At 26.7% G+C, this 22,967-nt stretch carries 26 protein-coding genes and 2 pseudogenes; 12 read left to right on the top strand and 16 right to left on the bottom strand.

Annotation, left to right across the window (positions count from 1 at the left end):
* Positions 1–19 precede the first annotated feature (19 nt).
* The 6 genes from AAHM76_RS07145 to AAHM76_RS08695 all read left to right on the top strand — a co-directional run bounded on the left by AAHM76_RS07145 (position 20) and on the right by AAHM76_RS08695 (position 4,169).
* A complete protein-coding gene (locus AAHM76_RS07145; protein ID WP_342255947.1) occupies positions 20–931 on the top strand; it encodes an ATP-binding protein in 912 nt (303 codons plus the stop codon).
* A 348-nt stretch (positions 932–1,279) separates the two neighbouring features.
* Positions 1,280–1,435, top strand: a complete 156-nt coding sequence (locus AAHM76_RS08700) for an IS1/IS1595 family N-terminal zinc-binding domain-containing protein (protein ID WP_425289488.1) — start codon at positions 1,280–1,282, stop codon at positions 1,433–1,435.
* 30 nt (positions 1,436–1,465) lie between these two features.
* Entirely contained in the window at positions 1,466–2,065 is a 600-nt protein-coding gene (locus tag AAHM76_RS07140) for a transposase (RefSeq protein ID WP_342255946.1), read from the top strand.
* A gap of 490 nt (positions 2,066–2,555) precedes the next feature.
* A complete protein-coding gene (locus AAHM76_RS07135; protein WP_342255945.1) occupies positions 2,556–3,149 on the top strand; it encodes a hypothetical protein in 594 nt (197 codons plus the stop codon).
* The gene (locus AAHM76_RS07130; protein WP_342255944.1) at positions 3,118–3,684 is read left to right on the top strand and encodes a hypothetical protein; all 567 of its coding nucleotides are present in this window, start codon (positions 3,118–3,120) and stop codon (positions 3,682–3,684) included. Before AAHM76_RS07135 ends, AAHM76_RS07130 begins: the two co-directional genes overlap by 32 nt.
* A 41-nt stretch (positions 3,685–3,725) precedes the next feature.
* Positions 3,726–4,169 (top strand): ABC transporter permease subunit, encoded by a 444-nt coding sequence (locus AAHM76_RS08695; RefSeq protein WP_425289487.1) that lies wholly within the window; start codon positions 3,726–3,728, stop codon positions 4,167–4,169.
* On the opposite strand, the gene AAHM76_RS07125 is transcribed toward AAHM76_RS08695, so the two are convergent.
* Positions 4,073–4,393, bottom strand: coding sequence for a hypothetical protein (locus AAHM76_RS07125; RefSeq protein ID WP_342255943.1), 321 nt, complete (start codon positions 4,391–4,393; stop codon positions 4,073–4,075). The two genes, AAHM76_RS08695 and AAHM76_RS07125, sit on opposite strands and share 97 nt — an antisense overlap.
* A gap of 54 nt (positions 4,394–4,447) precedes the next feature.
* Between AAHM76_RS07125 and AAHM76_RS07120 the strand changes: the two genes are divergently transcribed.
* A complete protein-coding gene (locus AAHM76_RS07120) occupies positions 4,448–4,726 on the top strand; it encodes a transposase (RefSeq protein ID WP_342255942.1) in 279 nt (92 codons plus the stop codon).
* 6 nt (positions 4,727–4,732) lie between these two features.
* Here AAHM76_RS07120 and AAHM76_RS07115 read toward each other — a convergent pair whose 3' ends face one another.
* The 4 genes from AAHM76_RS07115 to AAHM76_RS07100 form a co-directional block, all read right to left on the bottom strand.
* Positions 4,733–5,062, bottom strand: a complete 330-nt coding sequence (locus tag AAHM76_RS07115) for a hypothetical protein (RefSeq protein WP_342255941.1) — start codon at positions 5,060–5,062, stop codon at positions 4,733–4,735.
* 24 nt (positions 5,063–5,086) lie between these two features.
* Positions 5,087–5,344 (bottom strand): hypothetical protein, encoded by a 258-nt coding sequence (locus AAHM76_RS07110; protein ID WP_342255940.1) that lies wholly within the window; start codon positions 5,342–5,344, stop codon positions 5,087–5,089.
* 444 nt (positions 5,345–5,788) lie between these two features.
* On the bottom strand, positions 5,789–5,968 hold the full coding sequence (locus tag AAHM76_RS07105) for an IS3 family transposase (RefSeq protein ID WP_342255939.1): 180 nt from the start codon (positions 5,966–5,968) through the stop codon (positions 5,789–5,791).
* 137 nt (positions 5,969–6,105) lie between these two features.
* Positions 6,106–6,408, bottom strand: a complete 303-nt coding sequence (locus tag AAHM76_RS07100; protein WP_342255938.1) for a hypothetical protein — start codon at positions 6,406–6,408, stop codon at positions 6,106–6,108.
* A gap of 134 nt (positions 6,409–6,542) precedes the next feature.
* Between AAHM76_RS07100 and AAHM76_RS07095 the strand changes: the two are divergent.
* Together AAHM76_RS07095 and gap are read left to right on the top strand one after the other, a co-directional pair.
* A pseudogene (locus AAHM76_RS07095) lies at positions 6,543–6,884 on the top strand (phosphate ABC transporter ATP-binding protein); the annotation flags it as partial.
* A 172-nt stretch (positions 6,885–7,056) separates the two neighbouring features.
* On the top strand, positions 7,057–8,055 hold the full coding sequence (gap, locus tag AAHM76_RS07090; protein WP_342255937.1) for a type I glyceraldehyde-3-phosphate dehydrogenase: 999 nt from the start codon (positions 7,057–7,059) through the stop codon (positions 8,053–8,055).
* A 182-nt stretch (positions 8,056–8,237) separates the two neighbouring features.
* On the opposite strand, the gene AAHM76_RS07085 is transcribed toward gap, so the two are convergent.
* Entirely contained in the window at positions 8,238–9,065 is an 828-nt protein-coding gene (locus AAHM76_RS07085; protein WP_342256865.1) for an IS3 family transposase, read from the bottom strand.
* Between the two features lie 230 nt (positions 9,066–9,295).
* Here AAHM76_RS07085 and AAHM76_RS07080 point away from each other — a divergent pair.
* Positions 9,296–10,407, top strand: a pseudogene (locus tag AAHM76_RS07080) (IS3 family transposase).
* A gap of 471 nt (positions 10,408–10,878) precedes the next feature.
* Here the strand turns inward: AAHM76_RS07080 and AAHM76_RS07075 are convergent.
* The 8 genes from AAHM76_RS07075 to sufC all read right to left on the bottom strand — a co-directional run bounded on the left by AAHM76_RS07075 (position 10,879) and on the right by sufC (position 17,238).
* Entirely contained in the window at positions 10,879–11,349 is a 471-nt protein-coding gene (locus tag AAHM76_RS07075; protein WP_342255936.1) for a hypothetical protein, read from the bottom strand.
* Positions 11,304–11,588, bottom strand: a complete 285-nt coding sequence (locus AAHM76_RS07070; RefSeq protein ID WP_342255935.1) for a hypothetical protein — start codon at positions 11,586–11,588, stop codon at positions 11,304–11,306. Before AAHM76_RS07070 ends, AAHM76_RS07075 begins: the two co-directional genes overlap by 46 nt.
* Positions 11,589–12,472: 884 nt before the next feature.
* Positions 12,473–13,885 carry a Fe-S cluster assembly protein SufB gene (gene sufB / locus AAHM76_RS07065; protein ID WP_342255934.1) on the bottom strand — a complete coding sequence of 471 codons (1,413 nt, stop codon included), beginning with the start codon at positions 13,883–13,885 and terminating at the stop codon, positions 12,473–12,475.
* Positions 13,886–13,905: 20 nt separating this feature from the next.
* Positions 13,906–14,358: a Fe-S cluster assembly sulfur transfer protein SufU gene (gene sufU / locus AAHM76_RS07060; protein ID WP_342255933.1), complete on the bottom strand. Its 453-nt coding sequence runs from the start codon at positions 14,356–14,358 to the stop codon at positions 13,906–13,908.
* Complete coding sequence (locus AAHM76_RS07055) at positions 14,359–15,174, bottom strand: aminotransferase class V-fold PLP-dependent enzyme (RefSeq protein ID WP_342255932.1); 816 nt, start codon at positions 15,172–15,174, stop codon at positions 14,359–14,361. It lies immediately after the preceding gene.
* On the bottom strand, positions 15,162–15,587 hold the full coding sequence (locus AAHM76_RS07050; protein WP_342255931.1) for an aminotransferase class V-fold PLP-dependent enzyme: 426 nt from the start codon (positions 15,585–15,587) through the stop codon (positions 15,162–15,164). The genes AAHM76_RS07055 and AAHM76_RS07050 overlap by 13 nt, the downstream gene beginning before the upstream one ends.
* A gap of 2 nt (positions 15,588–15,589) precedes the next feature.
* Complete coding sequence (locus tag AAHM76_RS07045; protein ID WP_342255930.1) at positions 15,590–16,420, bottom strand: SufD family Fe-S cluster assembly protein; 831 nt, start codon at positions 16,418–16,420, stop codon at positions 15,590–15,592.
* 2 nt (positions 16,421–16,422) lie between these two features.
* The gene (gene sufC / locus AAHM76_RS07040) at positions 16,423–17,238 is read right to left on the bottom strand and encodes a Fe-S cluster assembly ATPase SufC (protein WP_342255929.1); all 816 of its coding nucleotides are present in this window, start codon (positions 17,236–17,238) and stop codon (positions 16,423–16,425) included.
* Positions 17,239–17,427: 189 nt separating this feature from the next.
* Here sufC and AAHM76_RS07035 point away from each other — a divergent pair, with 189 nt between their 5' ends.
* Both AAHM76_RS07035 and AAHM76_RS07030 read left to right on the top strand, forming a co-directional pair.
* Positions 17,428–19,674: a hypothetical protein gene (locus AAHM76_RS07035; RefSeq protein ID WP_342255928.1), complete on the top strand. Its 2,247-nt coding sequence runs from the start codon at positions 17,428–17,430 to the stop codon at positions 19,672–19,674.
* Positions 19,674–21,386, top strand: a complete 1,713-nt coding sequence (locus AAHM76_RS07030; RefSeq protein ID WP_342255927.1) for a lipoprotein — start codon at positions 19,674–19,676, stop codon at positions 21,384–21,386. The genes AAHM76_RS07035 and AAHM76_RS07030 overlap by 1 nt, the downstream gene beginning before the upstream one ends.
* 143 nt (positions 21,387–21,529) lie before the next feature.
* Here AAHM76_RS07030 and AAHM76_RS07025 read toward each other — a convergent pair.
* Positions 21,530–22,641, bottom strand: a protein-coding gene (locus tag AAHM76_RS07025) for an IS3 family transposase (RefSeq protein WP_342255926.1) whose coding sequence is annotated in 2 segments (ribosomal slippage) — positions 21,530–22,398 and positions 22,398–22,641 — 1,113 coding nt in all. Because the reading frame shifts where the segments join, the coding sequence is not laid out codon by codon here.
* Positions 22,642–22,701: 60 nt separating this feature from the next.
* Positions 22,702–22,824 carry a hypothetical protein gene (locus AAHM76_RS07020; RefSeq protein ID WP_342255925.1) on the bottom strand — a complete coding sequence of 41 codons (123 nt, stop codon included), beginning with the start codon at positions 22,822–22,824 and terminating at the stop codon, positions 22,702–22,704.
* Between the last annotated feature and the right edge of the window lie 143 nt (positions 22,825–22,967).

Below are 22,967 nucleotides of genomic sequence, written 5' to 3'. Positions count from 1 at the left end.
TGAAAGAGAGATGGGGGCAATGTCAAAAATAAATTTATTAAAACAACTTCAAAACAATGCAGAGCTAATACTTAATTTACAAGAAATTGCGTTTGATATTAATAATTATCAACAGTTTGAGACACTCTTTCAAGAATATTTAAAAAATTATCATCAATGTGAAAAAACATCATCTTTATCTTTATGCCAACAATCCTTTAAAGGTTACAAATATTATATTAAAAAAGAAAATAATAATTTGTTTTTAACACGAGTTGAATGTAATCATACAATAGCTATTAAAGAAAAAAATAAAGTTAAAAATAACTATCTTTATTATGACTTTAGTGATGAATTATTAAAATTACGATTAAATGATATTAAAAAAGATGAAAATTTTAATAATATGCATCTTATTATTGAAGAAATGGTCAAATTTGTTAAAGGCCAACGAAAAAAAGGTTTATATATTTATGGTCAGCCAGGAGTTGGTAAAACTTATTTATTAATTTTCTTAGCTAATATTTTAGCAAATAATAATCGTAAAGTTGCTTTTATTTCATTAATTAATTTAATTAATCGAGTAAAGGAATCATTTAATCTTTTTAATAGTGAATCATCATTAGTAGAAATTTTATTAGGAGCGGATGTCTTATTTTTAGATGATATTGGCGGAGAAACTGTTTCTCCATGAGTTCGTGATGATTTATTATTTCGTATTATAAATGACCGTATTAGTCGCCGACTGCCAACTTTTTTTTCATCAAATTTTACAACAACAGCTTTAACAACGATTTATGCAAATGTTAAAACTGAAATTAATGATAAAGAAATTAACAAAGTAAAATCATTAAGAATTGTTGATCGGATTCGAGGGTTAGCAACAGAAATAGAATTGTTGGGAAATAGCAGGAGAACTGATGAGGATTATGTGGAAAAGTTAACAATCTAGTAATGTTGTCTGTTGGGGATGCTTGTTACAAATAGTTTTAATTAATATTGGAAGTAATTAACAATATAAAGTTTTTAGTTAATAAAGTGTCTAAAATAATGTGCTATATTAACTTTTTAATTTTATGGAATTTTTTTGCTAATTTATTTCTTTAATTTTGTAGAAAACTATTGATATTTATAAAATATACCTAAAATTAGGTATATTTTTAATATAAGAGGTGAATAATTAATGGAAAAAATAATTGAAGAATTAATAAATAGTTTAACAGATGATCAATTTTTAGAATTTCATGAAAAAGTCAAAAAAGAAGCAGAATTAATTAAAAAACAAAAACGCTTAAATTAAATTGATCAAAAATTTAGGGATAAAGGTATTAAATGTCCTAATTGTCAATCTTTTTATTGTGTTAAAAATGGTCATAATCCTGAAGGAAAACAAAAATATTTATGCAAAAAATGTCGTGATAGTTTTGATGCTTTTCGCGATCATTTTACGTATTAAAGTCATTTAAATTATGAACAGTGAAATTTATTGATTAAAATTTCATTATTAGGCCAATCTAGTAAAATGATTTCTCGCTTTATTAAAACATCACCGAAAACCGCTTGATATAATCGCCAAAAAATAATGAAATCAAAACAATTAGAAAACACCAAATTAAAATTTAAAACGTTAAATGGCCAAATTCAAATCGATGAAACATTTATTAAAGAAATCCACAAAGGTAATTTTAAAGATAAATTTGATAAAAGAAAAATTCATCTTGATTCATTTTCAACCAACACTAAATGTTGTATTCAAATGGCTGTTGATAGCAATAATAATATTTATGTTAAATCAACTAACACAAAACGATTACAAAAACAGTGAATTATTGAAAATATTAATAAACAATTAATCAAAGAAAATTCAATTATTATTTCTGACATGCAACTATTATATTTATTAGTAGCAAAACAAACAAATTCTATTTTATTAGCAACTAAAACTAGTACAAATCCTGATGTTAGTTATCGGAAGTTAAATAAAATTAGTAAATTACAATCAAATCTTAAAGAATCCTTAATTCATTATCATGGCTTAGGTTTCACGAACATTCAAAATTATTTAAATCTCTGAAAACTAAAATAACAGCATAAAGGTTTAACACCAAACCAACAATCATCGGTATTATATTTTAACGTATAAAAAAGTTAAATAACAATATTAAAAGTTTATATAATTTTCTTTTAAATTTATCATATTGATGTTTTTTTTATTTCATCAAGAATTTTCTACAAAATTAAAAATTTATTTTAAAGTGGAAATAAATTTGATAAAATATTATTTTTCTTGCATTTTGTTTTGTTTTAAGCAATTATTATTCCATAAACATTTTTTATGAGGTCGTATAAAGAAAATAAGTGTTTTTATTTTTAAATGTTATTTAGTTCAATAAATTAAAAAGGTATTTTTTTTCTTATTTGTCTAAAACCCTTTTTTTCTTTATACGACCAATTTTTTATTATTTTTAAAAAATTAAGCCAAGGGACAATCAATCATTCAAGCTGATGAATTAATTTTAGTTTGAGAATGATATGGTACAAATCCTTTTTCTGATTTATCCACATTAGATTAATTTATGAATCAAATTATTATAAATATTTTTAAACGCAAGCAAATTACTGATCGTCTTGCAAAAGTAATGACTAGTTTATTTTCATTGTGCGCCATTATTGCTGTCTTTTTAATTATTTATTTCATTGTTACTAGTGCTATTCCCGCTTTACGTTATCAAGGATTTTGAAACTTTTTAACAGGGACGAAATGAATTATCAATAATGAAACAGGAGAATACCAATTTGGCGCTTTAGCATTTATTGCTGGTACTATTTTAGTTTTAACATTATCTGCACCATTAGTAATTTTAACCGTTCTTTTTGTCACAGAATTTTTATCAAGACGGATAATAAATATTATTATTTTTGTTGTTGAATTATTAGCCGGAATTCCTCCAGTTTTATTTGCGGTGTTTGGGTGAGAAACAATTGGCATGTTATTTGTTCGGGTGGGAGCTAGCGGACTAACAAACTTATTAACAGCAGGGGGTTATCTTAGCTTTTTTAGCTTTACCAACCATTTTTGCTTTATCAGCAAATGCTTTTTTAAGTGTTGCGAAATCATATCGTTTTGTAGCTCTAGCAATGGGTGCATCTCATACATATACTGCTTTTAAAGTGGTAAAAACAGCTACAAGAACAAAAAATATTGGTGCTGTTATTTTTGAAATGTGTCGTGTTATTGGTGAAGTTACTGCTATGATTTTATTAAGAGGAATGGCGGCACAAATTCCTAATTTAAAGCAAGGATTTTGAAGCTTTTTATTTAGTCTAATTGCAACATTAGCAACCCAAATTGGAATTGAATTACTTGAACATATTGCTAGTTTACATCGTTCAGCTTTATTTGGTTTAGGCTTAATTCTATTAATGATGGTTTCAATTTTAAATATTATTATTTTAACTACTTATAAAATTCAACGGCGAAAAGAACAATGGAAGCATTTAATTCGTAGATGAAAAATAAAACATTCTCAACGAGAAATCAATTCATTAGCAGAAGCAAGTAATTCAACTTGATTAACAGACAAAGACTTTCTAGTGTTAATTAATAAAAAGATAAAAAGCAATTATTATAATAAAACAATAAATTATTGTCGAATTTTTTGAATGATATTAGCTTGTTTGCTTACACTTAGTTTTTATGCGTAGATTATTTTAAATATTATTATTAATGGTTTTGTGGAAATTAGTTATTTAGCACATTTTGATTCAAGTGCTTTTATTGGTTATTATGAGTTACCACCACTTATTATTTCAACTTTTATGTTAATTTTCACGGGAACTTTTTTATCAATTCCGATTGGCATTATTACAGCAATTTATTTGAGGAATATGCGTGGAAAAATAGTCGGTTAGTAGCATTAATTCAATTTTCAACTAATGCTTTAGTTGCAACACCATCAATTGTTTTTTCCATTTTTGGATATGTTGTTATTGTTGTTGGGTTGCGACTTGGTCATAATTTTTGATCAGCGGGGTTAATGTTTTTTATAATGACGTTGCCAATTATTATTCGAGTAGTTGAGCATGCCCTGCATTATGTTCCTCAAGAATATCGTGATGCTGCTTTAGCATTGAGAACAAGCAAGATTGGAATGGTTTGCAAAGTTGTTTTACCAAATGCCAGGGGATAAATTATTACCGGAATAATTTTTGCAATTAGTAAAATTATTACGGAAACATCTCCGGTTCTTATTATTTTAACTTCTTCACCCTTTATTCCGACTAGTTTTAATGATATTGGAACAACTTTTACAGTAAAAGTTTTTAAATTAGTTAATGAACCAAGATTATTATTAGTTCTTTCTAATGAACTCCAAGTTTCACTAACTGGATAGGCTACAATTATTAGGACCATAATTATATATACTTCAAAATTAGATAAAATTATTAAGAAAGAAGAAATATAAAAATGGGAAATAAAACTTCATACTCTGAAGAATTTAAAAAACAAATTGTCATGCTATATAAAAATGGTAAAAGTGTTATTAATCTAGGGCAAGAATATAATTTACCAAAACCAACTATTTATAGTTGAGTTAAAAATTATAATAATTCTGGTTCATTTAAAGTAAAAGACAATCGCACAATAGAAGAAAATGAAATAATAACTTTACGAAAAGAACTTAAAGACTTGAAAATGGAAAATGACATTTTAAAGCAAGCCGCACTGATAATGGCCAAAAAATAACAATAATTAATAACAAAACAAAATATTCAGTAAGAAAAATATGTAAGATTTTGGGTTTATCAAAATCAACGTATTATTCTTAACCTCATTTCATAATGCAGCTTGTCGTAATGATGATTCCACCGTTTGGTCGAGAATTCTTTTATCAAAAATTCCTAAACTTTTTAATCCAAAGGCAATGTTTTCATAAATTGACTTTGGAAATGGATTTGGTTTTTGAAAAACCATTCCAATTTTTGCTCGCAATGAAATAATATTTTGATGATACTGGTAGATGTTTTTATCATTATATATAATTGCACCATTAATTTTTGTACCTTCAATTAAATCATTCATTCGATTAATTGCTCGTAACAAAGTTTATTTTCCACATCCTGATGGTCCAATTAAAGCTGTTACTTTGTTTCAAAAAATATTTAAGTTAATATTAAACAATGCCTGTTTGGCTCCAAAATTATAATAAAAATCAAATTTTTCAATTCCTAAAACAGTATTTTTTGGTAACGGAGTTGAATTTTTTAATAATGTATGTTGATGTTGATTTATTAAGCGACAAAAGATTTTTTTAAATCATTGTTTAATTTTATTGTTAAAAGATTTTGTTGTTTTTGTTATCATAAATTTGTTCCATTTCCTCTTGTAAATTTTGAATCTTTCGTTCTAAAGCGTTAATTGATAGTTGATAATTATCCTGCTTTTTTTGCTGATGCGTATTTGTTAATTGGGTTTTTAATTTTGCTAACTTTGTTTGATATTCTTTTAGTAATTGATTATCGTAATTTATTAGTTTTGTTATGATGTTCTTAGATTTTTTTGAGTTACATGAATTTTTTTGAAGTTGTTTTTTCCAAGCATTTTTTTAGTTAGCAAAGAACCACAATAACATTTAATTAAAATACTAATTGTTACTCACCATTTTGGTTGGTGATTATTTTCAAATAAACCAATAACTTTAACAAAAATATTTAAGACTAATACAAATAAAATAATAATAAAAGCTAAATGATGAATAATATGATTTGTTAATTCAGTTTGGAATGGCAACACTTTTTAGGACACTTTTTATATAGACATTTGTTTTCTAAAAGTAACTGGAGATAAATAATTTAAACTGCCATGAATTCGAATATTGTTATATCAATGCACAAAATCAAAAAGTTCGTATTTTAATTGTGTTAAATTTTTAAATTTTTTACCCTTAATAAATTCAGTTTTAAAAGTTTTGTAAGTTGTTTCAGCCACAGCATTATCATAATGGCGGCCTTTATTGCTTAATGATCTTTTAATATTAAAAGTTATTAAAATTTCATCAATGATTTTATTTTTAAACTCATTACCACGATCAGTATGAAATAGAGTTATTTGATTTAATGGTCGTGTTATTTTATGAAAAGCTTGTTGGACCAGTTCGACTGTTTTATTCGGCCCAGCACACTATAACCAATTTTTTCACGATTAAACAAGTCAATTAATAAAAAAATATAATGTCATTTAGCGCCAACTTTAACATATGTTAAATCACTAACAATAACTTCATTAGGTTTTTTGTTGTTAAATTGACGATTTAAAATATTATTAATTTGGTCATTATTGACTGTTGTTTTATGATTATGATATTTTAATTTGGTGTATTTAGAAACCAAATTATTTTTGATCATAAAGAATCTGATTTTTCGCCGCAATAAGATGATATCTTTTCTGTTTAAAATAACTTTAATTTTGCGAGCCCCATAAATTTTGCGACTTTTATTAAAGGCACTGATAACTTCTTGTTCATAATTATTAACTTGCTTGTTAATACATTTATTAGTTTGATAATAACTTGCAGGATTCAGAACTAAGTTTGTCGGAAGGACAACAACAACGATTATGTATTGCTAGGGCAATTGCGTTAAAGCCAGAAATTTTGTTAATGGATGAACCAACAAGTGCATTAGATCCAATTGCAACTGCTAAAGTTGAAGAGTTAATTTTGGATTTAAAAAAGAATTTTACAATTATTATTGTAACGCACTTTTTACAACAAGCGGCACGAATTTCTGATTATACTGCATTTTTTTGAATAGGACAGTTAATAGAATATAATAAAACAGCATTATTGTTTTCTCATCCTCGTAAATCAAAAACAGAAGATTATATTACAGGTCGTTTTGGTTAAAAAAATTAATATTATTATTTGGCTCTATCTTGATGATAAAGTAACCTTTAATTTGGATATTTTCTAATTTTCTTGCAAATTGACTCTATAGGTTGTAAAATGTATAGTAAGTATGCAATGTTTTTATTGCAGACTAAGAAGGTATTAAATATATGTAGAGGAGAAAAAGTAGATGACAAAAATTGCAATTAACGGCTTTGGGCGTATTGGCCGTTTAGCTTTTAGAAGATTATTTGATGAAAAAAATGTTGAAATTGTCGCAATTAACGATTTAACTGCGGCAAAAACTTTAGCAACGTTATTAGAGCTTGATTCAGCCCAAGGAGGATGAAAAAGAGGAAAAATTTCTTCAGAAGAAGGCGTTATTATTGTTGATTGTAAAAAAATAAATGTTTATGCCAAAAAAGATCCTGCTGAGTTACCATGAGGTAAATTAGGCATTGATGTTGTTGTTGAATCAACAGGATTCTTTGCTGATCGTGCTGGCGCTTCAAAACACCTTACAGCCGGAGCGAGAAAAGTTTTAATCTCGGCTCCAGCAAAAGTAAGCGATGTTAAAACAATTGTTTATAATGTAAACCATAAGGAAATTAAAAAAGAAGATACTATTATTTCAGGGGCAAGCTGTACAACTAACTGTTTAGCACCAATGGCAAAAGTATTAGACGAAAAATTTGGAATTGAAAAAGGATATATGACAACTGTTCATGCGGTAACAAATGATCAAAGATTGTTGGACTTAGCACATGATGATTTAAGAAGAGCACGTGCTGCTTTTTCAAATATTGTTCCAACTAAAACGGGAGCAGCAGCAGCTGTTGCGTTAGTATTACCACAATTGGAAGGCCGATTTGATGGAATGGCATTACGTGTTCCAACTATTACTGGTTCAATTGTTGACTTAGCAGTTGAATTGAAAAAAACAACAACAGTTGAAGAAATTAATAATGCAATGAAAGCGGCAGCTTCAGAAACTTTTGGTTATAATACACAACCAATTGTTTCATCAGATATTATTGGTGAAACACACGGATCAATTTTTGATGCAACATTAACAAAAATTATTGAACGTGATGGTAAACAATTAGTTAAAGTATATGCATGATATGATAATGAAATGTCATATGTATCACAAATGGTACGTACATTATTATACTTTGCTACAGTCTAATTAAAATATACGAAACACTAAAATATTTTTTAGTGTTTTTTATTTTTCTAAAAAAAGATATTTTTTATGCTATGATATTTATATAAGAATTAATCTTATAAAAATAATCTTTTAATTTTGTAGAAAACTCTTGATGAAATAAAAAAAATCATCTGGAATGGCAAGAGTTTTTTGGACAAATTTTATGTAGAATAATAATTTCTGTATTGCACTGGTGTTAAATAATTTAGTTTGCTATGAATTCGAATATTATTGTACCAATTAATGTAATCAAATAATTCTAATTTAAACTGCTCAACGTTTTTAAATTTATTATTTTTAATAAATTCAGTTTTAAAAATTTTGTATGTTGATTCCGCAACAGCATTGTCATAAGGACAACCTGGTTTACTGCAAGATTTTTGAATCCCATTTTTAACTAACAGGTTATAAATAAGATTATTATTGAATTCGCTGCCTTGATCAGTGTGAAATATTTTAATATTGCTTAATGAAAATTGAAGTTTATTAAAGCTGCTTTCAACTAATTTGGCATTTTTGTGTAAACTAACATCATAACCAATAATTTCTCGATTAAATAAATCAACTAAGAAACAGACATAATATCATTTGTTACTAATAAAAACATAGGTTAAATCACTTACAACAACTTCATGTAGTTTATAACTATCAAAATCTTGATTTAACAAATTGTTATATTTATATGTAACATCAGTTGTATTTGAATGTTTGTATTTGATTTTTGTATAATTTGAAATTAAGTTATATTTTTTCATTATGTTGCTGATTTTTACACGAGATAACATGATATTTTTCTGAGCTAATATAACTTTAATTTTGCGTGTTCCATAATTTTTACGATTTTTTAGAAAAATACTGATAACAGCATTATCAATGTTTTGAGTATTCTTGGGATTATTTGCTTTTAATTGATAGTAATATGTTGATCTAGCAAATTTCAATGTTTTACATAAATTAATAATTGGATATTTTGCTTTGTTATTTTTAATGATTGCTTTTTTTGCCGATTATCAGTGTTGCTTGCTTTAAAATGTCATTTTCCATTTCTAATTGTTTAACTTTTTTACGTAATTGAATTAATTCGTTTTCTTCTGGCGTTCTATTGTCTTTAGCTTTAAATGGGCCCGAGTTACTAAATTGGATAGGCTACAATTATTAGGACCATAATTATATAGACTTTAAAATTAGATAAAATTATTAAGAAAGAAGGAATATAAAAATGGGAAATAAAACTTCATACTCTGAAGAATTTAAAAAACAAATTGTCATGCTATATAAAAATGGTAAAAGTGTTATTAATCTAGGGCAAGAATATAATTTACCAAAACCAACTATTTATAGTTGAGTTAAAAATTATAATAATTCTGGTTCATTTAAATCAAAAGACAATCGCACACTAGAAGAAAATGAAATAATAACTTTACGAAAAGAACTTAAAGACTTGAAAATGGAAAATGACATTTTAAAGCAAGCCGCACTGATAATGGCCAAAAAATAACAATAATTAATAACAACAAAACAAAATATTCAGCAAGAAAAATATGTAAGATTTTGGGTTTATCAAAATCAACGTATTATTATCAAACTAATAAATGTATTAACAAGCAAGTTAATAATTATGAACAATAAATTATCAGTGCCTTTAATAAAAGTCGCAAAATTTATGGGGCTCGCAAAATTAAAGTTATTTTAAACAGAAAAGATATCATCTTATCGCGGCGAAAAATCAGATTCTTTATGATCAAAAATAATTTGGTTTCTAAATACACCAAATTAAAATATCATAATCATAAAACAACAGTCAATAATGACCAAATTAATAATATTTTAAATCGTCAATTTAACAACAAAAAACCTAATGAAGTTATTGTTAGTGATTTAACATATGTTCAAGTTGGCGCTAAATGACATTATATTTGTTTATTAATTGACTTGTTTAATCGTGAAATAATTGGTTATAGTGCTGGGCCGAATAAAACAGTCGAACTGGTCCAACAAGCTTTTCATAAAATAACACGACCATTAAATCAAATAACTATATTTCATACTAATCGTGGTAATGAGTTTAAAAATAAAATCATTGATGAAATTTTAATAACTTTTAATATTAAAAGATCATTAAGCAATAAAGGCTGCCCTTATGATAATGCTGTGGCTGAAACAACTTACAAAACTTTTAAAACTGAATTTATTAAGGGTAAAAAATTTAAAAATTTAACACAATTAAAATACGAACTTTTTGATTTTGTGCATTGATATAACAATATTCGAATTCATGGCATTTTAAATTATTTATCTCAAGTTACTTTTAGAAAACAAATGTCTATATAAAAAGTGTCCTAAAAAGTGTTGCTATTCCACATTGTTTTCATCAATTAGAACATACTTTACATTTTTTATCATTTCTTCACTTTCTTTTTTTTGATATTTGTTCTTTTTATAATTTCTTTTTTTATAATTTCAAAGATATCTACTCGAAAAGATAAAAAATAACGTTTAGTTTTTAAATTTAGTTGATTAAATACCGATCCTTTAATTTTTATCTCATCATCTTTTCTTAATTTCAAAAACTCAGATACAATTGTCGGATTATATATTGATAATGTTGAATAATTTAATCCCTCTCACTGACATTTAGCAGAACATGCATCAACTTCAACGCCACCAGCAACAAGCGCTTTAATCTTAGTTTTAATTGGGTTTTAGTGTAATCTAACAGTTAATTCTAATTTATTAACTCTTTTATTTTTTGTTTTACTGCTAACTGTTTTTTCGATAAATTGCTTTTTGTTTGTACCATTTTTATCAACTCCTTTTGTTAAAAAATATTTGTAAATGTTTTCATGCATCGTGTTCATGCTCTGTCATTTTAATATTTCCTTTATAGCTATAATTTTTCTTAGCAACTGGTGATTGTAAAACATATTTTAAATTAAATAGGTATTTGCATAAAACTTTTAAACCACCGATAAATTTAGGTGTAGATAGTGGGTTTGTTATTTTTAATCCCTTATGAAGTTGATAATCTTCAATTATTACAAGAACTTTATTTAAATAAGAACAAGTTTGCTTTTGAAAGTTGTTTAATATTAAATAGATATTATTTATTGCTTCTTCTTCGTTTTTAGAATGAAAAGTAATATTATTAATTATTTTCTGTTGCAAAACATTATAAATAATAATACCAGTTTGCCTACCTCCAGCAGGGTCAATTGCAATAATATATTTTAATTTATTTGGTTTATTTTTTTGTCAATTTGTAATATTTTTCATCCATCGGAAGCCAAATATAAAATATCGTTAATTTTGTAATGCTGCATATAAGAAGCAATTACATCTCATTTGTTTTTAAATAAATTTAAGTACATTTTTGCTCATTCTAAACATTGCAAATCATAATGATTTTTATGATGAGAAATACGACAATTAACAAGGTTACAATTAATTCAATCAAATGAAGTTGTTATTTCATTTCAAGTTTTATTAATATACAAACTTTTATATTCTGTCATTATAATAATCCTTTCATTAATTAGTTTTGCCTAATGCTCAATATTCATCAGTTATTTCATCTACTGAAACTGGATAAGCTCGTATCATTAATTTTTGTAATTTACTTTCAATTTTTTTATTTCATTTTTTCATCAAATATTTTCTTTTCTGTAAAAAAATAATATTTTTTTATTGGTTAATATTTTGATATTTAGTAAATAATGTATTTTGTATTTTAGTATTTATTTACTTCGCCGCCGGCTTCACTTTGGGGGTGAGCGGTGGCGGTAGGATATTTAGACAGAGTTTATCCCCCTACGGAAATAAACAAAAAAAGTTTACCCAGTTATTAATTACCCCTAGACAACTTTATATAAAGAAAATAACCTTTTGGAGCTCCAACCATCTTGTTTTTTTAGTGTCCGATATTGTTTTTTCGGTTTAACAGTACTCTTTTTATGAAAACAAGCCAAAAAACACGCGCCCTGACATTTCGCAAGTGATTAATCTTGCCGAGAATTAAAGAAATAAATAGGAATAAATCCATTCGCTTTCACACTTTCTTTAAGGCTTCGTGCCATAGATGAGTTATCCATTCTTTAAGTATCAAAATATTAAGTTTTAAGCGTTGCATTTTTCATCGGATAATACCTTTATTGAAAGGAAATTTATAAAAATATCATTTATTTTGTGTAGGGAAAACAGAATAACATCTATTTTTATGATAAAAGTTCTAAATTTAAAGATACTATCCGATGAATAATGCAAATAAATTTATTTTTTTAATAGAAAAATAAAAAAACAATCTCACAAGAATTGTTTTTTTGCCGTTTCATCGTACAGGACATCTTACTTCTTACAAGCAATTTTTCTTGTCGAATTTCTTGTTTAGCACGAGTTATCATTAACCAACACTACCTTCCATATCCATTTTAATTAACTGATTTAATTCAACTGCATATTCCATTGGTAATTCTCTTGTAAATGGTTCTAAAAATCCCATAATAATCATTTCCAAAGATTCTTGTTCTGATAAACCACGACTTTGTAAATAAAATAATTGTTCCTCAGAAACTTTACTTACTGTTGCTTCATGCTCAATTTGTGATTCATTATTATAAACTTTATTCTGAGGAATTGTATCGGAATGTGATTTTCCATCTAGAATTAGAGTATCACATTCAACCCTAGCTTTTGAATACTGTGCTTTTGGTCCAATATGAACTAACCCACGATAGTTTGCTGTCCCACCATTAAAAGTCATTGATTTAGAAATAATTTTAGAAGAAGTATTTTTCCCCAAATGAATCATTTTTGAACCAGCATCTTGAATAACATTTTCTTTTGCTACCGCAATTGAAATACATTGTCCTTTACTATTATTTCCTTTTAAAATAACACTCGGATACTTCATATTAATTTTTGACCCAATATTACCATCAATTCATTCCATTTGACCATTTTCATCAACAATGCTACGCTTTGTTACTAAATTTAAAACATTATCACTCCAGTTTTGAACAGTTGTATAACGCATTTTTGCATTTTTTCCCACAAAAATTTCAACAATAGCAGCATGTAAAGAATCACGAGAATAAATTGGTGCTGTGCATCCTTCAATATAGTGTAATTCTGCATCATCATCAACAATAATTAATGTACGTTCAAACTGACCACTATTCTGAAAATTAATCCGGAAATAAGCCTGCAATGGTTTTTCTAATTTAACTCCCTTTGGAACATAAATAAATGATCCACCTGATCAAACAGCTCCATTTAAAGCAGCATATTTATTATCTGTATTTGGTACTAATGTTCCAAAATATTTTTTAAATAACTCTGGATGTTGTCGTAATGCCGCATCACAATCTAAAAAAATAATTCCTTTTTCTTCAACTTCTTTTAACATACTTCCATAAACTGGCTCACTATCATATTGAGCTTTAATTCCAGCTAAATATTCACGTTCGGCTTCTGGTAAACCTAACCGGTCAAAGGTTTTTTTAATTTTTTCAGGAACCTCATCTCATTTTTTTGCAATATGTTCTGTTGGTTTAATATAATAAATATACTCATCAAAATCCATAAATTCTAAGTTCGGCCCTCAACTTGGATTTTTTATTTTTAAAAAATTATGATATGACTGTAACCGATATTCTCGCATTCAATCTGGTTCATTTTTATGATTTGAAATTTCATTAATAATTGTTTCATTAAGACCTTTCCCAGTATTATAGTAAGAAATATCTCCATCATTAAAACCATATTTATAACTAGAGATTTCTTTAATTTCTTTTTCTTGCTTTAATTTTGGCATTAATAAGACCTCCTTTGGCATTAATTATCATCTGTTTTTAATAAATCTAATAATAATGTTTTAAAACCAGTAACACCAATTGTCGCACATTTAATTCGATTAGGTTGTTTTGCAATATTAATAAAAGCAATTAAATCGTTTAACTTGTTCTCATCATATCGTTTGTCAAAAACCATTGCTAAATAATTTTCAATAATTGCTAAACCATCCTTAATTGTTTTTCCTTCTAGTTCTTGCGCCATAATGTCACTTGATGCTGTTGAAATTGCACAACCAACGCCATCAAATCGAACACTTATAATTTTATTTCCTTCAATCATTAATTCTAAATAAATATCATCAATACATGATTCAGAAGCTTGATGAATTGAATAAACTGTCGGTTTCTTTGTTAAACCTTTGTGTTGTGGTTCTAAATAATGGTCCATAATAATTTGTCGTAAAAACATTGGGTCATTTTTATTAAATTCCATTTAAACCAACCTTCCTAAAAAATCTTTCTCATTTGCAAGTTCCGATACTAACAAATCAATATCTTCATAACTATTATAAATTGAAAAACTAGCTCTAATTGTATTTTTTTCTGGAATAACAGTACCAATTAACCGCGCACAATGATCACCACTCCGAACAGTAATCTTATTGCGACTTCCTAAATGCATTGTAACATCCTGACAAAAAACATTTTTAATATTAAAAACTAATGTTGGTCCGTTGCTATCGGCATTATAAATTATTGCTTTATCTTTTAATTTTTTATTAAACTGTTGAATTGCATATTGTTTTAAGTGATGATTATATTTAATAATTTCTTTTAAAGTAAGGCTATTAACAAAATCAATTGCTGCTCCAAAACCAAAAATATCAGCAATATTAGCTGAGCCCGCTTCTAACCGGTCTGGTAATTTTTTTAAACTATAATCTAAACCATTACTATCAATTCGAGTATTCATACCACCACCAACAATTAACGGCTGTAATTGTAGCAATAATTCTTCTTTTCCTCATAAAATCCCAATTCCAGTTGGGCCAAAAATTTTATGTGCTGAAAAAGTAATAAAATCAGCATTTCACTTTTGAACATCAGTTGGCATATGAATAACACCCTGTGCACAATCAATCACAACAATTATTCCTGGATTAATTTTTTTAATTATTGTAACAATTGTTGTTGGATCATTTTCATATCCTAAAATATTTGGCACATTAGCAAAAGAAACAATCTTTGTTTTAGCAGTAATAACTGTTGCTAATTGTTTTAAATCAATTTGAAAATTTATTTCTGGCAAAAACTTAACAACTGCTTTTTTTCTTGTGCCATCCGATATCACGGTAAAATATTTGCACCATGTTCTTGTTTTGTAATTAGAATCTCATCACCCGCTGTAATCTTTGAACTTAAACCATATGCAATTTGGTTTAATCCATAAGTTGCTCCAGGGACAAAAATAACTTCTGAAACCTTTTTAGCATTAATAAAATGCTGAAGTTTCTGACGAACAAGTTCATATTGAACATTTGTTTTATATCCTAAATCACTATCAGTATTATGCGGATTAGTTCCATAATTTGTATAATAATCATTAATAGCATCAATAACAACTTGTGGTTTTAAGCTAGTAGCAGCACTATCAAGATAAATTTGCTCATAATTATTTTTAAAAAAAGGAAATTGTTTTTTAATTTCTCTATAATCAATCATCGTTATTCTCCAATTTCTGTATCAATTTCATCAATAATATTTTTTTGTAATTCCTCATCCTCAATTGCATCAATCACATTTTTAAAATAACCCATACAAATTAATTTTCGAGCCTGCGTTATTGTCAAACCTCTTGTTTGTAAATAAAAGATTTGCTCTGGGTCTAGCATCCCAACCGCATTAGCATGACTTGCTTTAATATCATTTTCATCAATTAACAAAATCGGATCAGAAATTGCTTTTGAAGTTTTATCAAAAACTAGTAATCGTAATTCTTGATGTGCTTCTGATTTACCCATTGTTTTTTCAATATGACTAGTACATTTGACAGTTTGTAATGAATTATCTTTTGCAATTGAGTAAGTTTTAATTTCGCTTTCGGTTGCTGGGGCTAAATGATGAGCATAAATAATCGCATTTTTATGATATTCATGTGTTGACAGACTTGCCAAATAATATTTAATAGCACTACGTTTACCCCGCAAATTGAAGGCAATATTTTCAGTAATACTACTATTAACAATATTTAAGTGATAAATATTAACTTGTGCTTTTTCTAATAAGTTATAAAAAAGATTAGCTATTTGTTCACATTCACGATTTTTGTAAATATTAATAATATTAATTTGACTATTAGCAGGAATATTATAGTTAATTGTTACTTCTGAAGTTAAATTTAAAAAAAACAAAAAAGTTTCATTAACAAGATTAGTAGTAAAATTAATATTAATAACTTCACCAGCTTTATTATTTGTAAATGTTAATTTGGGTGTTGTTGCATCAATAGTAAAATTATCACCAATAAGTTTTTGTTCATTCATTAAAACTTGCATTTTTACTTACCTTTTTGAGCGGCACACCCAATTCCTGCTAAAGGTTTAACGCCACTTTGTTTATTTTCTACTGTTAAATCTAATTCTTGTAATAATCATTCGTATCCCTCTTCGTTAATTTTTTTAACTAAATTATAATCTCCACTTTTAACAATTTTACCCTTAACAATAATATGAGCATGTGTTGGTTGCACTAAATTAAAAAAGCGGTCATAATGGGACACAATAATTGCAGCAAAATTTTTATTTCGTATTTTATTTAACTCAGTACTAACAACATTTAAAGCATCAACATCTAAACCTGAATCAATTTCATCAATTAAAGCTAAAGATGGGTTTAATAAATTTAATTGTAAAATCTCATTTTTTTTCTTTTCTCCCCCCGAAAAACCAGTATTTAAATAACGGCGAATCATACTATCATCAATTTTTAAATTTTTAATATTGCGATTAATATCTTGGTATAATTCTGGTAATTTAATTGGTGAATCACGATGAGCATTAATAATTGCTTTTAAAAAATCTAAATTTAAAACTCCAGAAATTTCAACTGGTGATTGCATTGCAAAAAAAATTCCCATTTTACTTCGTTCATCAGCCGTTTTGTCTAAAATACTTTCCCCATCAATTAAAATATCCCCACTTTCAACATTATAACTAGGATGCCCCATAATTGTTGATAATAAAGTTGATTTTCCATTTCCATTAGGTCCCATTAAAGCATGAATTTCATTAATATTAACAGTTAAATTTAAACCATTTAAAATAATATCATTATCAGCAGAAACAAATAAATCTTTGATTTCAATTTTTTTCACTTTAGCCCCCTCCTTTGAAAATATGTATTATATTAGTCCAGAAGTGAAATTATCTTTATTTTTTAATAATAAAGTCTACTTTTATTGTACAATAAAAGTAGACTTTATTATATTTTTTTAATAGAATGTAGTTAGTATTTTTTATCAAAAAGTACAAAAATAAAAAGTCAAGAGGAAGGATGAACTAAAATGAAAAAACTTTTATCATCACTAAGCAGTATGATATTAGTGGGCGCAACCGCATTTGGGACGGCGGCTTGTAGTACTAAAGAAAAAAATAATCAACATAAAAATGAAAATGGTGATAGCATCTGAGCATGAATTCCAGGAATTTTTGGTGGTAAAAAAATCACTTCTCCTGATATTTGAAGTGTCTTAGAAAATCCATTTGTAAATGCCGGAAATGGAAAATGAACAAATGATCAAACACAATGAGATGGCGCAACAAGAATCAAAATGTCAGTTCAATTAATGCAAATTTTAAGCGTTGCAGTTTTAGCGAACCCTGATAAATTTTTTGTATCAAAAGAAACTACAATCGGTGATATTGTTGATTATAAAAATTTAAAAGACATTTTAAAAACACAATGACAATTACTAATCACAAATACAAATAATACTGTTGAGAAAAAGAAACAAAGTTTTAAAGACAGTGATAAAAAAAAATGAGAAAAAAAATATCATGATTTTTTAGATTCAAACTATAAAGATATCAGTGATGCTAGTGGCAGCAAAAAATATGAAATTGAAGAACAAAATTATAAGGCTGCTATTATGACAACTGGTGCTGATGGCGGAATTAGTGCAACACAAATGTTAACTAATGTTTTATTAAATAACAATATGCGTGTATACAAACAAAATAACATTACTAGTGTGGTTACTAGCTTAACAGATTTTGCTAGTTTTATTAAAAACGGAAATAAAGCAGACGATTGAAATACTGACAATCAAAATTTACGTACTCAATTGGCATTAGCTTTTAGTTGATATAAAGACAAAAAAGAATTTATTGATAATCTATCAAACTTAAAAATCGCTGAAATTAATACTCGTATTAATACAATTGCAACAGATTTAGGAAATTGTAATTATGACACTAATAAATATATGCGTAATCATCCACCAGTTGCAACACCTGTTTTTGAAAATTCATCTAAAACATCAGTTGGAACTCCTATATTAAGTGAAACAAATGATGTTGGTCAACTATCATTATTTCAAAAATATATGATTGAAAAATGATTCCAAAATGAAAAACCTTTAGCAATTTCAAAAATAACATATGCCTTTAAATCAGGAGCAACGCCAACTGATGCTGGTTTTACAGCAGATAGTTTTGATGAAACAACAAAAACACAAATTAATAAAGATTTAGGAACTTTATACTCAACTAAAAGTTGAGAAGACTTTACTACTAACAGTAAAAGTACAGTTACTCCATCATCAGATTTATTAACTTTAAGTACACAAGCTGATGCTGTTAAATCAAATATTTTAAAATCAAGTGTATATAATAACATTAATACGCCTGGTGAAACTGCGCCTGGTGATATAAATGGTGCGGTAAGTAAAATTAATCGTAAAAATCCAGCCGATCCAATTAGTGCTGCTTGAAAAATTGGTACTACTAATGATATTGTTATTAGTTTCTTTGATACAAATGGTTTAAACTTAGTTCATATTGATGGCCACGAATATCTACAGGATGCTGACCCAACATCATACTACGCTTATGATAGCAATTGACAATTTAAAAGTTTAAATTATTCAAGTAATTTTTATAGTTCATTAGCAGATAAATCAGCAATCATGACAGTTGACAAATCAGAACAAAAAATGAATAAACAATTTAGTAATGCTCAATACTTATGATATTTAGTAAATCGTAGTTTAGTAAATAGTAGTAATAACAGTAAACTAAAATTTAATGTTTTAAATGAAGTTAAAAAATATGCTACATTAAGTTCTGGTTCTGGTTCAACTGATGATAAAACATGATGATTTTGAATTTATGACTTTTTCAATAATTTTAATAATAAAATCTTAACAAATGGTGCTGGTCCTCAAGAATGATTAAAAAACTTTCTTACTTTTAAAGATTTAGAAGGACACGATACAAATCATGATTGATTTATTTCAATTATTAATGCAATGTCAACTAATTTATCAGGGGGTGCTGCTCAACGTTTATACAGTAGTTTTGAAGCAGAAAATAAAACAATTGAAGGATATAAAATGGGAAAACCCGCCGCTAAAATTGATCCAAAAACTATTGTTGAAAAAATTAGTAACGCAAAAGTATGACATGAAAAAATTGGTTTAAATTACACAAAATCAGCTGTTTCGGTAGAAACTCCATTATGAGTGCATCAATTTCCTCCTGTAATAACAGATCCAATAAAACATTTTTATAAAATAGGAGGTAGACGATAATGAAAAAACTACTAAGTATTTTAGGAACAGTGTCTATTCTTTCTTCTAATGGCGCAAGTCTTTATGCATGTGCAAAAAAAGATTTTGAAAGATTTACCTACCCCGCAATTGCTGATGAAGTTAAACGTTGAATTATTGCGCAAATTAATTCAGAAAATGAATCAAATATTGTCAAATATTCATTTAATGACATTTTCACTAAAGCAGCCCTAAAAGAAATGGCTGTAAGATTATTAGATACTAATATTTCAAATTTTTTCTATGCTTCAGAAGAAGCAACAAGAGCACGTTATACTGGAGTAACAATTGATGTTAACCAACCTGATTCATTATTAATAAAACAATTTATTAACTTTGTTGAGCAAGTTGCACTTGATAATTTAAGTACAAAATACTTTACTGGAATTTATAATTCAACACCTTTAGAAACAACAATTGCAGGACAAGGATATGCACCTGATTATCAATCAGAAGGTTGATATGTTGGAGGTACTCAATCATATTTCTGAAAAGGGACAGATAAACCAAATTATATGAAATCAAGAAAAGAGAAAGGAGAAGATAATTTCGAAATTAAAAGTAAAAGTGCTGGAGCTAATTATACTGACTTTTATGCAATGCCAGAAGATGAAAAAAAAGTTGCATTAAAAGTTCGGTTTAAAGATTATTATACAAATGTTGAAGTACCAGTAGTTATTGATAAAATTATTACTGCAACATACTTACACCAAAACGAGATTAAGCGCTATGGTAGCGGAGATAATAGTTCAATTTATCTAAATCGAAATAGTGCATTATTTAACGCTATTCAATCATGAGATACCATTAGTGGAGCACGATGAAAATCATATGTTAAAATGGTGTGAGAATTAAAACTAGATAAAGAAGAATTAGACAAATTATTTGATAATAAAGATGCAGATAAAAGACCATTAGCAAATGTTGAACAATTAAATTCTGATTTAACTAATAATCAGGACATTTTAATAAAAAAACTTAAAGACATGTTTAATAAGAAAAACCAAAATATCTTTAAGAATATGATTAAAGATGGAATTGATCCAATCTTTGGGATTAGTGGTTTTAAAGGATTTGTTGGAATTGATAAAAATAAAAACCCAAATGATATTTTTACAACTTCAAACAATGCTGATGCATATAAACAAAAAATTATTGACACAGAAACACCAGGTATTATAAAATCAGGCGAAGGAACAGACCCTTCAAGTTACCAATTTTTAGATGCAAATAAAAGATACGGGTCAGTTGTCTTAGTATTACCAATTTATGCTGTTGATTTGATGAAAAAAATGAATATTAATTATAAAAATGATAATAAAAATAATAAAGAATTATCATTAACTTGATACGGGTCAGGAGGAACACCAATTGATTTAGATCAAGCTTGATTAGCACAACAAGGTGGTATTAAGCGTTCATTATCATGATTATATAATGAAAAAGGTTATTTAGGAACATACAATGAAAATGGTGAAGCTCTTTATAATGAAGATGGCACACCAGTTGACATTACAAAAAATATTAAAGGACAAATCCTAAAATGAATTGAATATAATTTTGCACAACAACAAAATTTACAAACAGCAGCAAAAACAAGATTATATTCCTTAGCCTTTGCCAATAATCCAGAAAATGTTTATTCACAAACTTTATATGATGCAATCGAATCATATATTATTAAAGAAGATTAAAAAAATATAGTGCACCCATTTTAGTAAGTACTAATAAAAAGTATTTACTATTTTTTTAATTATATCTTTTTCTTTACGATTTGAATATTATCATGTATTTCATTTTATAACATATGGAATGGCAACACTTTTTAGGACACTTTTTATATAGACATTTGTTTTCTAAAAGTAACTGGAGATAAATAATTTAAAATGCCATGAATTCGAATATTGTTATATCAATGCACAAAATCAAAAAGTTCGTATTTTAATTGTGTTAAATTTTTAAATTTTTTACCCTTAATAAATTCAGTTTTAAAAGTTTTGTAAGTTGTTTCAGCCACAGCATTATCATAAGGGCAGCCTTTATTGCTTAATGATCTTTTAATATTAAAAGTTATTAAAATTTCATCAATGATTTTATTTTTAAACTCATTACCACGATCAGTATGAAATAGAGTTATTTGATTTAATGGTCGTGTTATTTTATGAAAAGCTTGTTGGACCAGTTCGACTGTTTTATTCGGCCCAGCACTATAACCAATTATTTCACGATTAAACAAGTCAATTAATAAACAAATATAATGTCATTTAGCGCCAACTTGAACATATGTTAAATCACTAACAATAACTTCATTAGGTTTTTTGTTGTTAAATTGACGATTTAAAATATTATTAATTTGGTCATTATTGACTGTTGTTTTATGATTATGATATTTTAATTTGGTGTATTTAGAAACCAAATTATTTTTGATCATAAAGAATCTGATTTTTCGCCGCGATAAGATGATATCTTTTCTGTTTAAAATAACTTTAATTTTGCGAGCCCCATAAATTTTGCGACTTTTATTAAAGGCACTGATAATTTCTTGTTCATAATTATTAACTTGCTTGTTAATACATTTATTAGTTTGATAATAATACGTTGATTTTGATAAACCCAAAATCTTACATATTTTTCTTACTGAATATTTTGTTTTGTTGTTATTAATTATTGTTATTTTTTGGCCATTATCAGTGCGGCTTGCTTTAAAATGTCATTTTCCATTTTCAAGTCTTTAAGTTCTTTTCGTAAAGTTATTATTTCATTTTCTTCTAGTGTGCGATTGTCTTTTGCTTTAAATGAACCAGAATTATTATAATTTTTAACTCAACTATAAATAGTTGGTTTTGGTAAATTATATTCTTGCCCTATATTAATAACACTTTTACCATTTTTATATAGCATGACAATTTGTTTTTTAAATTCTTCAGAGTATGAAGTTTTATTTCCCATTTTTATATTCCTTCTTTCTTAATAATTTTATCTAATTTTGAAGTATATATAATTATGGCTCTAATAATTGTAGCCTATCCATATTTTTGCTACTATTCAACAACTTTTTTGTTTAATTTCCTCAATGATTTTTGTTCTAAATTCTGATGTATATTTGTTATATTTTTGTCCTTTTTTTGCCATATAAAAATGCACCCCCTATAAAAATTTAACAAAATCTTTTTTATTTTACTTACTTTTTGGGGTGCAGTCTTGTCTTAATCTTCTTTTTTTTATATTAAAAATGGCTTAATTAATCAACCATAGTAGTTATTTGCTATAATTAA

This window comes from Spiroplasma endosymbiont of Poecilobothrus nobilitatus (genome assembly GCF_964030655.1).
Taxonomy (GTDB): Bacteria; Bacillota_I; Bacilli_A; order Mycoplasmatales; family Mycoplasmataceae; genus Spiroplasma.
This window is presented reverse-complemented; position numbering and strand designations above follow the sequence as displayed.